Raw genomic sequence first — 11,670 nt, 5'->3', positions numbered from 1 at the left:
CCACCACCCTGCCCCGCGCGCCCCTCTCCACGCTGCGCCTGGGCGTGGTGGATCTGGAGGCCCAGTCCGCCTTCTGGACGCCGCTCGCGGCCCTGCTCGGGTGGATCATCCCGGCCCCTGTCCCGGCGGACGAGGCCCGCTACGAGAGCGGATCCATCCGGCTCGTCTTCCAGCGCGCGAAGACGGCGGCGACAGGGGCCACCCTCACCCTGGAAGCACCGTCCGAGCACGCGGTGGCGCTGATCCGCCGGCAGGTGGAGCGGACCTCGCCGGGCGCCGTGCTCGAAGCGGGCGCCGGGCGGCTGACCTTCCGGGACCCCGCCGGGCTGGTGTGGGAATACACCACCCAGGCTGGGTGATTCCCCCGCCAGAGCCTTCTGATCGCGTCCGGAGCCCGGAAAACCCGTCCGTACGCACACGCCCGTCTTGACGCCTGCGAGGCGTCGCAGTAAGGACGGCCCCTCTTTTTAGCCTGCCTTTCGCTGGAGATTTCTCTTGGCCAACACCAAGTCCGCAGAGAAGCGTTACCGTCAGTCCCAGAAGCGCCGCGCCCGGAACGTCACCGTCCGCACGGACGTGAAGAGCGCCGTGAAGTCCGCCCGGGAGGCCATCGGCTCCAAGGACGGCGCCAAGAAGACGGACGCGCTCAAGGCGGCTTCCAAGGCGCTGAGCAAGGCCGCGACGAAGGGCGTCATCCACAAGCGCACCGCGTCCCGCCGCATCTCCCGCCTGGCCAAGGCCGCCGCCAAGAGCGCGCGTCAGGCCTGATGCACCCGGGGGCCTCTCGACAGGTCCCCACCCAGTCCTCGAAACAGGCTCCCCGGGAGGAGGCTTTGCGCCTCCTCACCAGGTGCTGGCGAGCCGATCGAACCCATCCCGCATGAGCACCTGCGCCAACCGGTCCAGGGCCGCCTGACGGTTGGACTCGGCCTCGAGGATGTCTCCGCTCCCCGGCAGGTAGTCCTCGGTCCCCGAGATGACTGTCTCCTGGGGTGGCTGTCCCTCCCGCACCAGCCGCAGGCGCACCGTCGCGGCGACGCGGAAGAAGCGGCCCACGATGGTGGGCGAGCTCCACAGCGACAGCACCGCCCCCTCTACCTTCGCGTCGCACGACGCCCCGCTGCCCAGCCGCCCCACGCGCGTCAGCTCCTGGCGGAAGTGGCGCGTGAAGAGCGTCTCCAGCGCGGGCTCCGGCGTGTCGTTGGTGAAGATGGGCGCGCACACGGACTTCACGCCTTCGGGCAGCCCCTCACCGCGCGGCGTGAAGCGGTAGCCACAGCCGGACAGCAGCAGGGAGCCCACCCCCAAGCCCGACAGCAGCACGGCCACGTGGAGACGCCGTGAGGCGGACTTCGAGCGGAGCGACATGGGCGGCACCCTACCCGCCCCGGCCCTTGCGTCAAGCGTGAGGCCCGTCCACCGGGCGCCCGTCCGCGTCCGTCACCACCACGCCCCGCGCCTTCACCGCGCCCGCCAGCGTGCGCCAGGCCTGGAGCAGCCGCGCGTCCCGCTCCGAGCCCCGCCGCGCGAGCCCCAGGGACCAGCGCGTCGTGCCGCCAGTGGACGTCTCCAGCACCAGCGTGTGCACGCGGCACACGGCCGCCAGCAGCACGCCCAGCGCCGTCAGTCCGAAGGCGACGAGTTTGAGCACGAGCACCGAGGCCACGGCCCCCAGCGCACCGAAGCCGCAGAGCATCAGCGCCTCCAGGAAGGGCCGCGTCTCGAGCGTCAGCGCGCGCAGGTGGACCAGCTCCACCACCCGGGGCGCCACCCCCTCCGCCATGCGATAGGAGAGCCGCCCCGCCTCGCCGACGAGCTGGCGGCCTCCCCCCAGGTCCGCCGTCAGGAACGGCCCGGGAGGAGTCGGAGGCGGCACGTCCGCCGGCGGAGGGGCCGGCAGCGGCGCGTCCGGAAGGGGCGCGCCACACGCGATGCACCGCGCGCCGCCGGCCGCCTGGGGCCGACCACACGCGGTGCACATGACGAGGACCTCGGTGGGCACCCGACTCCCCGCTCAGCCGACGACGAAGTTCACCAGCCGCTTGGGCACGAAGACGAACTTGCGCAGCGTCTTGCCGGTGATGGCGGACTTCACCCGCTCGTCCGCCTCCGCCGCCGCGCGCACGTCCGCCTCGCTCGCGTCCGCGGGCACCTGGATCTCCGCGCGCAGCTTGCCGTTCACCTGCACCGCGTAGGGGATGACGTCGTCCACCACCAGGGCCGGGTCGAACTCGGGCCACGCCTGCGAGACGGTGAGCTGCGCGCTGCCGTAGGCCTCCGCGATTTCGTCCGCGATGTGCGGCGCGAAGGGCGTGAGCATCATCGACAACAGGCGCACCGCCTCCGCCATGGCCGCCTTCTCCGCGGGCGTCTCCGGCGTGCCCGCGTCGGAGAGCGCGTTGAGGCACTCCATGATGCCCGCGATGGCGGTGTTGAAGGACAGCCGCTCGATGGCCTCCCCCACCCGCTTCAGGCCCTTGTGCGCCGCGCGGCGGATCTCCAGCGCCTTGCCCTCGAAGGGGCCCGCGTGCGTGGCGCCCGCCACGGCGGCCTGGTGCGTGGAGGCCAGCACCCAGACGCGCTTCAGGAAGCGGAACACGCCCTCCACCTGGGCGTCGGACCAGTCGAAGTCACGCTCCGGCGGGCCCGCGAACGCCACGTACGCGCGCGCGGTGTCCGCGCCGTACTTCTGGATGATGGAGGCCGGCGCGACGACGTTGCCCCAGCGCTTGGACATCTTGCGCTTGTCCGGACCGTTGACGATGCCCTGGGTGATCAGCCGCGTGACGGGCTCGTCCACCGGGCTCAAGCCCAAGAGCTTCATCACCCGCGTCCAGAACCGGAAGTACAACAGGTGCATCACCGCGTGCTCGGGCCCGCCCACGTAGATGTCCACGGGCAGGAAGCGCTGGGCCTCCTTCGGGTCGAACGGCGCGGCGTCGTAGTGCGGCGACAGGTAGCGCGCGAAGTACCAGCAGGAGTCGACGAAGGTGTCCATCGTCTCCGCCTCCCGGCGCGCGGGGCCACCGCACCTGGGGCACGTGGTGTTCACCCACGAGGCGACCTTGGCCAGCGGGGGCTCGCCCTTGCCGGTGAGCACCTCCTGCACGTCGATTTCGGGCAGCTTCACGGGCAGCTGCGACTCGGGCACGGGAATGCCGTGGCGCTCGGGGTCGCACTTCTCGCAGTAGACGATGGGGATGGGCGTGCCCCAGTAGCGCTGGCGGCTGAAGCCCCAGTCCTTCTGGCGGTACGTCACCGTCGCGCGGCCCTTGCCCTCCGACTCCAGCTTGCGCGCCATCTCCTGACGCGCCGCCTCGGACGTCTTCCCGCTGTACTCACCGGAGTCCACCAGCACGCCGTACTCGGTGTAGGCCGCCTCCAGCACGTCGCCCGCGGGCAGCTTGTCGCCCGTGGCCGGCTGGATGACGACCTTCACGGGCAGGCTGTACTTGCGCGCGAAGGCGAAGTCGCGCTCGTCGTGCGCGGGCACGCTCATCACCGCGCCGGTGCCGTAGTCGCTCAACACGAAGTTGGCGATCCACACGGGCACCGGCTGGCCGGTGAACGGGTTGAGGGCGTGGGCGCCCGTGAAGACGCCCTCCTTCTCCGTGTCCTCGCCCGTGCGCTCCGTCTTGGACTGGGCCGCCATCTTCTTCACGAAGGCGTCCACGTCCGCGCGGCGCTCGGGCGTCGTCACCTGGGCCACCAGCTTGTGGTCCGGCGCCAGCACCACGTAGGTGCAGCCGTAAATGGTGTCCACGCGCGTGGTGAACACGCGGATGGAGGCGTCATGCCCCTGGACGCGGAAGTCCGCCTCCGCGCCATCCGAGCGCCCAATCCAGTTGCGCTGCATGGACGTGATGCGGTCCGGCCACTCCTTGAGCGTGTCCAGCGCGTCCAACAAATCTTGCGAGAAGGCGGTGATGCGGAAGGCCCACTCGGGCATCTCGCGGTCCACCACGGGCGAGGAGCAGCGCTCGCACACGCCGTCCTTCACCTGCTCGTTGGCGATGACGGTGTGGCAGCCGGTACACCAGTTCACCTTGCTGAAGCGGCGATAGACGAGCCCCTTCTCCAGCATCTTGATGAAGAACCACTGGTTCCAGCGGTAGTACTCCGGCTGGCTGGTATTCACCTCGCGGGACCAGTCGTAGCTGTAGCCCAGGCTCTTCATCTCCGCCTTGAAGGAGACGATGTTCTCCTGGGTGCGGATGGCCGGGTGCACGCCGTCCTTGATGGCCGCGTTCTCCGCCGGCAGGCCGAACGCGTCCCAGCCCATGGGGTGCAGCACGTCGTAGCCGCGCATCAGGAAGTAGCGCGCGTACACATCCCCGATGAGGTAGTTGCGCACGTGTCCCATGTGCATCTTGCCACTGGGGTACGGCAGCATCTCGAGCACGTACTTCTTCGGTGCGCCCGGACGCCTGCCCGCCCGGAAGATGCCGGCCTCGTCCCAACGGGCCTGCCACTTACCTTCAATCGCCTGCGGCTCGTAACGCTCGTTCATCGCCATATCCGCTGCGCCTCTTATGGGAGGGCCGGCCCTGGGGGCAACCAATCTCGCCGGCCACTCCTGGCCGACGGAGCCCGCTTTCTCCGGCTGACCCGAGAGAACCCCCGGCCCGGCCGTTCTGTGCCCGCCGCGCGCATGGAACCGGGCGGCCGCAGGCACGGATGCACCGCGCCAACACAGCCCGCTACAGCGCCGCCCCGCGGGGGCTGATGCGGTGACGCCTCCACCCTCCCCACCACGTCGACCTTACGGAGATCCACGACGTCCCCCCTCGGGTAGGGACACCGCTTCCCTCGTGGCGCCGGTCCATCGCGCTTCGCGTCAGCCAGCTCTCGATACGAGATCGGAATATTTCCGTTTGGATGGATTTGGCCAACATTCTTGAAAAACAAGTCTTACCATTGACTTGGTTCAGTTCACCCACCGACGATTCGCGCCCACGGCACCTGCAGGGGGGGCCGTTCCCACCGTTGCGAGGAAAGATCCGAATGACGCTTAAGAGAGCGTTGATTCCGGGGTGCGTGATCGCACTCTTCTCGTTGGAAACAATGGCGCAGGAAGCCACCACTCCGGCTCCCGAGCCGCAGACGCCCGCGGCGCAGGCTCCGGTGAGCCCGGCACCCGCGCAGGCTCCGGCCGCCACCACTCCGGCCTCCCCCCCGCCCGCCGCGGCGCCCGCGCCCTCCTTGGGCCGCACGGTGAGAGGCCGCGTCGCGGACCGGCTGACGAACGAGGGCCTGCCGCTGGTGCGCGTCATCATCAAGGGCACCACCCAGGGCGTGGAGACAGAGTTGGACGGCACGTTCGTGCTGCCCAACGTCCCGCCGGGTGCCACCACGCTGCTGTTCTCCAGCCAGGACTACGGCGAGCGTGAGGTGCGCGTCGGCGCCACGCAGACCAGCGTGAACGTGGCGCTCGACAACGTCTTCTCCGAGGAGATGGTCGTCGTGGGCCGCGCCTCCGAGCTGGCGCGCAAGCACCTGGCCAACTCGGTGGCCTCCGTCAGCGCGGAGGAGATGAACCGCGCGCCCGCGCAGACGGTGGACCAGGCCCTCCAGGGCAAGATCGCCGGCGCCAACATCCAGCAGAACTCCGGCGCCCCGGGCGGCGGCATCCAGATGCGCCTGCGCGGCGTGTCCACCATCAACGGCTCCACCGCGCCCCTCTACGTCATCGACGGCGTGCTCGTCAGCGACGTGGCCATCGCCTCGGGCGTGTACGTGGTGACCGACTCGGTGGGCGGCTCCAACCCGAACCCCACCCAGGACAACCAGGTCAACCGCATCGCGGACATCAACCCCAACGACATCGAGAGCATCGAGGTCCTCAAGGGCGCGTCCGCCGCCGCCATCTACGGCTCCAAGGCCGCCAACGGCGTCGTCATCATCAACACCAAGCGCGGCCGCGCCGGCGAGCCCAAGGTGGAGCTCACCCAGCGCGTGGGCATGTACACGCTGGCCAACAAGCTGGGCACCCGCCGCTTCGAGACGGTGGAAGAGGCCGTGGAGACCTTCGGTCCGGAGGCCGCCAACTACTGGACCGGCAACCGGTATGACCACGAGGCCAAGCTGAGCGGCCGGCGGGACCTGTCCACGGAGACGCTCGCCAGCGTGAGCGGCGCCAGCGGCAACACGCGCTACTTCGCGTCCGCGATGCTCCGCAACGACGAGGGCATCATCAAGAACACCGGGTACGAGAAGGAGTCGTTCCGCCTCAACCTGGGTCAGACGATCGGCGAGGCGGTGGAGGTGAACGTCGCCACCAACCTCATCCACACGCTGGGTCAGCGCGGTCTGACGAACAACGACAACCAGACCATCACCAACTACATGGTGCTGCCCAACGTGCCCGAGTTCCTGAACATGGACCCGGACGCGGCCGGCGTGTACCCCACCAACCCGTTCCTCGGCAACGGCGCCAACCCGCTGCAGACGGCCGCGCTGGTGAAGAACGACGAGGACGTGTGGCGCTTCATCGGGTCCGGTGACGCCACCATCCACCTGATGAAGACGGACGAGCACCACCTGCGCGTGCTGGCCAACGCGGGCGTGGACCGCTTCCAGCAGGAGAACCGGCTGCTGTTCCCGCCCGAGCTCAACTTCGAGCCGGTGGACGACACCTTCCCGGGCACGTCGCTGTTCGGCACCAGCCAGGTGCGCAACCTCAACGGCGGCCTCAACCTGGTGCACAGCTACAAGCCGGCCTCCAAGTTCCTCAGCGCCACCACGTCCGCCGGTGTGCAGCTCGAGGAGCGCCGCATCGACTCCACCTACGTCATCAGCGAGAACCTCAACGCCGGCCAGCCCGGCGTGGACAACGGCACGGTGATTGGCGTGCGCGACGACGCCAACCACGTCAGGGACCGTGGCTACTACCTGCAGGAGGAGGTGCTCCTGCTCGAGGAGCGGCTGACCCTGGTGGGCGCCATCCGTGGCGAGCAGTCCAGCGTCAACGGCAACCCCAACAAGCTCTTCTTCTTCCCCAAGCTGGCGGCCGCGTACCGCATCCCCACGCTGCCCGCGTTCATGAACGAGCTGAAGGTCCGCGCGGCCTACGGCGAGACGGGCAACCTGCCCCAGTACGGCATGAAGTTCAGCGGCATGAGCGCGCTGAACAACGTGCAGGGCACCCCGGGCCTCATCGGCACGGGCGTGGCGGGCGACCCGAACATCCGTCCGGAGCGCCAGCGCGAAATCGAGGCCGGCGTCGACGCGCTGCTGTTCGGCGGCGACCTGACGCTGGAGCTGTCCGTGTACCAGCGTGGCATCAGCGACATGCTGCTGCGCCGCGCGCTGCCCACCTCCACGGGCTTCACCACCCAGTTCGTCAACGGCGGCTCGCTGCGCAACCGCGGCATCGAGGCCATGGTGCAGGTGACGCCGCTGAGCGGCCCGCTCGAGTGGACCAGCTCCGCGACGTTCGCGCTCAACCGCAGCAAGGTGACGAACCTGCCGGTGGCGCCGTTCCAGGCGGGCGGCTTCGGCAACTCGCTGGGCGCGTTCTTCATCGAGGAGGGCGCGTCCGCCACGCAGATCGTCGGCAACGTGGGCCGCGACGCGAACGGCAACCCCATCGTCCGCAAGATTGGCGACACGGAGCCCACCTTCACCATGGGCTTCGCCAACACGCTGCGCTACGCGGACGTGACGCTGTCCTTCCTGTGGCACTGGCAGCAGGGCAGCGACATCATCAACCTGACGCGCTACCTGTATGACAGCGCGGGCACCTCCGCGGACTTCGAGACGGCGGGCCGCGAGCGCGTGGCGAACCGCCGGGGCAACGCGACGATCTACATCGAGGACGCGACGTTCCTGAAGCTGCGCGAGGTGACGCTCAGCTACAACCTGCCCAAGAGCTGGGTGTCCGCCATCCCGAAGCTCCAGAACGCGCGGCTGAGCCTCAGTGGCCGCAACCTCCTGGTGTTCACGGGCTACTCGGGTCTGGACCCCGAGGTGAGCAACTTCGGCAACCAGGCCATCGCGCGCAACATCGACGTCGCCCCGTTCCCTCCCAGCCGCAGCTTCTGGACGTCGCTCGACGTCGGGTTCTAAGCCATGAACATGTACCAGACGAAGAAGACCCTGTTGGCGTTGTGCGCGGCGGTGGGCCTGGGCGGCTGCGGCAGCCTGGACATCGGCGACCTCAACAACCCCAGCCTGGATGCCTTCCGCGACAACCCCACCGTCTCCGGCGTCAACAGCGCGTCCACGGGCCTGCTGCTGGGCCACCGCGCGGGCGTGTCGGCGCCGAACGGCTACGTCGCGCAGCTGGGCGTCATCGGCCGCGAGGCGTACGTGTTCGACCCCGCGGACCCGCGCGCCATCGACGAGATGCTCGGCCCCGTCATGGACCCGGGCGCCGCGGCCTTCGGCGGCAACTACTGGACGGCGCCCTACGCCAACATCCGCAACGCCAACACCCTGCTGGCCGCGCTGGAGAAGGTGGCGGGCCTGTCGGACGCGCAGAAGGAGGGCGTGCGCGGCTTCGCGAAGACGATGCAGGCGCTCGACTTCCTGGTGGTCATCAACACGCGTGACACCCAGGGCGCGCCCATCGACGTGGACCGCCCGCTGGGCGCGGACCTGGCCCCCATCGAGGGCAAGGACGCGGTGTTCGCCCACATCGCCGGGCTGCTCGACACGGCCGCGGGCCACCTGGACAACGCCGGGGACAGCTTCTCGTTCCGGCTGAGCACGGGCTTCAACGGCTTCGACACGCCGGCGACGTTCCGCACGTTCAACCGCGCCGTCCGCGCGCGCGTGGCCGTGTACATGGGCCGCAACGAGGACGCGCTCACGGCGCTGAGCCAGTCCTTCATCACCGCCAACGTCCCGGCCGATGACGGCGCGAAGGCCGCGGCCCTCGCCTCGCTCAACGTCGGCGTCTACCACGTCTTCCGCGCGGCCTCCGGCGACGCGGACAACGGCCTGTTGTCCACCACCGTCTTCGCCCACCCGTCCATCGCGACGGACGCGGAGACCGCGGGCGCGGGTGGCCCGGTGGATGACCGCGTGACGCGCAAGACGGTCAAGCTCAACGCCCCCGTCAGCGCCGCGGACGGCAAGCTGACGACGGACCTGCGCTTCACGCTGTACACGTCCGCGGACGCGCCCGTGCCCATCATCCGCAACGAGGAGCTCATCCTCCTGCGCGCCGAGGCCAACATCGGCATGGGCCAGATTGGCGCCGCCGCGGATGACCTCAACTACATCCGCACCCGCTCCGGCCGCCTGCCGGCGCGCACGGACATCACCGAGGAGAACGCCCTGGACGAGCTGCTCAAGCAGAAGCGCTACTCGCTGATGTTCGAGGGCGGCCACCGGTGGATCGACATGCGCCGCTACGGGAAGCTGGACGAGCTGCCGCGCAACCTGGACCCCAACGTCCCGCCGCACGCGTTCTTCCCCATCCCCGTCGCCGAGGTCAACGGACGGCAGTAGCCGTCCTCCGGGGCTCCAGCGCCAACGCCTGGAGCCCCCGTCGCCCCAGCCCCGGGTGCGCGCCTCGTCGCTCGCCCGGGGCGTTTCATTTCAGCGAGGAGGCCTGCCCAGCCCCGCGCGCTCCGCGACGAGCGCTCCCAGCGCGGACCAGTCCAGGTCTCCGTGTCCCTGGGCCACGCCGCCCAGGTACTGGTCCCTCACGAGGCTGGCCAGCGGCATGGGCACCTCCGCCGCGCGCGCCGCCTCCAGCACCAGCCCCACGTCCTTGAGGCCCAGCCGCAGGGCGAAGCCCGCCGGCGAGTACCGCTCCTCCGCGATGGCGCGGGCGTAGTTGGCGAAGATGGGCGAGCTCGCGAAGACGGACTGGAACACCTCCAGGAACTGTCGGGGCTCGACGCCGGACTTGCGCGTGAAGGCGAACGCCTCCGCGAGCGCCTCCAGCATCGACGCGATGAGGAAGTTGCCCGACAGCTTCACCACGTTGGCCATGGACGCGTGCTCGCCCAGCACCGTGAGGCCCCGGCCCAACGACTCCAGCAGCGGCTTGACGCGCTCCACGTCCACCTGCGCGCCCGCGGCCACCACCCACAGCTGCTTCGCCTCGGCGGCCTCGGGACGGCCGAACACGGGCGCCGCCACGTAGCCCTGCCCCGCGCTGGTGTGCGCGTCCGTCAGGCGCTGGGAGAGCGCCACGGAGATGGTGCTCGAGGAGACGTGCACCGCGCCCTTGCCCAGCCCCTCGACGATGCCCTGGGCGCCCACGGACACGGCCTCCGCCGCCACGTCGTCCGCGAGCATGCTGAACACCACGTCGGCGCCCCGGGCCGCGTCCGCGGGACTCGACGCCATGCGCGCGCCCTGCTTCACCAGGGGCTCGCCTCGCGCCGGTGAGCGGTTCCACACCGTCAGCGCATGCCCGGCGCCAAGCAGGCTCTTCGCCATGGGCAGCCCCATGTTGCCCAGTCCCACGAATCCCACCTTCATGTCGCGCTCCCGTCGGTTCGGTCCGCGGACTTCCTGCGCGCCCGGGCCCGGTGCCCGCCACCTCTTTCCGGGCGCGAGTCCAGGAGCCGACGCTCGGGCCTACTCCGGCCGGTCCTCGGAGACGTCCAGGTGTTCGAAAGCGCGGCCCAGCCAGAGCACGCCCAGCCCCACCTCCGTCAGCAGCACGGCCGCCGCCGCCAGTCCCGCCAGCGGCAGCGCCCAGAGGTCCAGCGAGCTCCAGGCCACGAAGGCCACCAGCGAGCCCACCAGCGCCGCGGGCACCAGCCCCAGCAGGGAGACCACCAGCGAGCCCACCAGCGTCAGCAGGCGCTGGCCCAGGGCCTCGATGCCGCGCGCGCTGCCCACCCGGTCCGCCGGAACCCACGCGGGGAACAGCACCACCGCGCCGTTCTGGACGAACAGCCCCGCCAGCGCCACCGAGGGCAACAGCGCCGCCAGCGCCAGTCCCCCGGGCCACCAGTACGTCATGAGCCAGTCGTCCTCGGCGCCCGGGCCACAGACGAGGCCCACCGCGAGCAGCCCCAGTTGCAGGCTGCTGACCACCAGCGCCGACGCCGCCAGCTCCGCGCCCACCACCTGCCAGCCCGCGAGCGGCAGCGCGCGCAAGAGGTCCAGCTTCGGCAGGTCCATGCGCAGGTCCATGCGGAACGCGCTCGGCCCCACCACCGTCATCATCACCGCCAGCAGCGTGGCCATGGGCCCCACCACGCGGCGCGTGTCGGTGAACACGTTCGACTCGCCCATCACCGACACGATGACGGCGGCGAGCAGCAGCGGCGCCATCACCGTCCACACCCCGCCCGCCATCCGCTTGCGGGTGATGAGGTTCTTCCAGATGAGCGCTACCTCGGGACGCCCCCGCGCCGACAGCCGGAAGGGCGCCTTGCGAGCCCCCAGCCCGCCCTTGCGCACGAGCGTCCCGGAGAGGCGCTGGGACTGCTCACGCACGCGCGCCTCGGCCTGCGTCACCGCCGTCTCCTCGAAGGGCACCTCCGCCAATCGCACCCAGACGTAGTGCGCCACGGCCAGCACCACCACGGGCGGCAGCGCGCTCCAGAAGGCCGCCGTGTCGCGCGCCAGCGACGGCGCCACCAAAAGCCTGCCGGGCCACAGCACCACACTCAGCCCCGGCGAGCCCACCACCGCCTCCACCCAGTGGCGCAGCGCCCCCGGCGTCCCCACCGTCCTGGGGAACGGGTACGTCTCCAG

General features: G+C 70.4%; 9 protein-coding genes. 4 read left to right on the top strand and 5 right to left on the bottom strand.

Annotation, left to right across the window (positions count from 1 at the left end):
• Positions 1-359, top strand: a 359-nt coding sequence (locus FL311_RS44410) for a VOC family protein (RefSeq protein ID WP_194869493.1), incomplete at its 5' end; no start/stop codon positions are given.
• Between the two features lie 136 nt (positions 360-495).
• Entirely contained in the window at positions 496-768 is a 273-nt protein-coding gene (gene rpsT / locus FL311_RS35420; protein WP_141332110.1) for a 30S ribosomal protein S20, read from the top strand.
• A 75-nt stretch (positions 769-843) separates the two neighbouring features.
• Here rpsT and lptE read toward each other — a convergent pair whose 3' ends face one another.
• Genes lptE through leuS form a run of 3 tightly spaced genes read right to left on the bottom strand, consistent with a single transcriptional unit; the run spans position 844 to position 4,516 of the window.
• A complete protein-coding gene (gene lptE / locus FL311_RS35415; RefSeq protein ID WP_141332109.1) occupies positions 844-1,368 on the bottom strand; it encodes an LPS assembly lipoprotein LptE in 525 nt (174 codons plus the stop codon).
• A 31-nt stretch (positions 1,369-1,399) separates the two neighbouring features.
• Positions 1,400-2,002: a hypothetical protein gene (locus tag FL311_RS35410; RefSeq protein ID WP_141332108.1), complete on the bottom strand. Its 603-nt coding sequence runs from the start codon at positions 2,000-2,002 to the stop codon at positions 1,400-1,402.
• Positions 2,003-2,014: 12 nt separating this feature from the next.
• A complete protein-coding gene (leuS, locus tag FL311_RS35405; RefSeq protein WP_141332107.1) occupies positions 2,015-4,516 on the bottom strand; it encodes a leucine--tRNA ligase in 2,502 nt (833 codons plus the stop codon).
• Positions 4,517-5,064: 548 nt separating this feature from the next.
• Between leuS and FL311_RS35400 the strand changes: the two genes are divergently transcribed.
• Both FL311_RS35400 and FL311_RS35395 read left to right on the top strand, forming a co-directional pair.
• Positions 5,065-8,067 carry a SusC/RagA family TonB-linked outer membrane protein gene (locus FL311_RS35400; RefSeq protein ID WP_141332106.1) on the top strand — a complete coding sequence of 1,001 codons (3,003 nt, stop codon included), beginning with the start codon at positions 5,065-5,067 and terminating at the stop codon, positions 8,065-8,067.
• 3 nt (positions 8,068-8,070) lie between these two features.
• Positions 8,071-9,456 (top strand): RagB/SusD family nutrient uptake outer membrane protein, encoded by a 1,386-nt coding sequence (locus FL311_RS35395; RefSeq protein WP_141332105.1) that lies wholly within the window; start codon positions 8,071-8,073, stop codon positions 9,454-9,456.
• A gap of 90 nt (positions 9,457-9,546) precedes the next feature.
• Here the strand turns inward: FL311_RS35395 and FL311_RS35390 are convergent, their stop codons facing one another.
• Positions 9,547-10,440, bottom strand: coding sequence for an NAD(P)-dependent oxidoreductase (locus tag FL311_RS35390; protein ID WP_141332104.1), 894 nt, complete (start codon positions 10,438-10,440; stop codon positions 9,547-9,549).
• A gap of 99 nt (positions 10,441-10,539) precedes the next feature.
• Positions 10,540-11,670 (bottom strand): ABC transporter permease (locus FL311_RS46190; protein WP_141332103.1); only part of this gene is annotated, 1,131 nt, incomplete at its 5' end.

This window comes from Myxococcus sp. AB025B (genome assembly GCF_006518215.1).
Taxonomy (GTDB): domain Bacteria; phylum Myxococcota; class Myxococcia; order Myxococcales; family Myxococcaceae; genus Myxococcus; species Myxococcus fulvus.
The sequence above is the reverse complement of the archived record's forward strand: the minus strand, read 5'-3'. Positions and strand labels throughout refer to the sequence as shown.

Coding starts and splice junctions, on each gene's coding strand:
- lptE (WP_141332109.1), bottom strand. CDS start 1,368: ATGTCGCTCCGCTCGAAGTCCGCCTCACGGCGTCTCCACGTGGCCGTG.
- leuS (WP_141332107.1), bottom strand. CDS start 4,516: ATGGCGATGAACGAGCGTTACGAGCCGCAGGCGATTGAAGGTAAGTGG.
- FL311_RS35400 (WP_141332106.1), top strand. CDS start 5,065: ATGGCGCAGGAAGCCACCACTCCGGCTCCCGAGCCGCAGACGCCCGCG.
- FL311_RS35395 (WP_141332105.1), top strand. CDS start 8,071: ATGAACATGTACCAGACGAAGAAGACCCTGTTGGCGTTGTGCGCGGCG.
- FL311_RS35390 (WP_141332104.1), bottom strand. CDS start 10,440: ATGAAGGTGGGATTCGTGGGACTGGGCAACATGGGGCTGCCCATGGCG.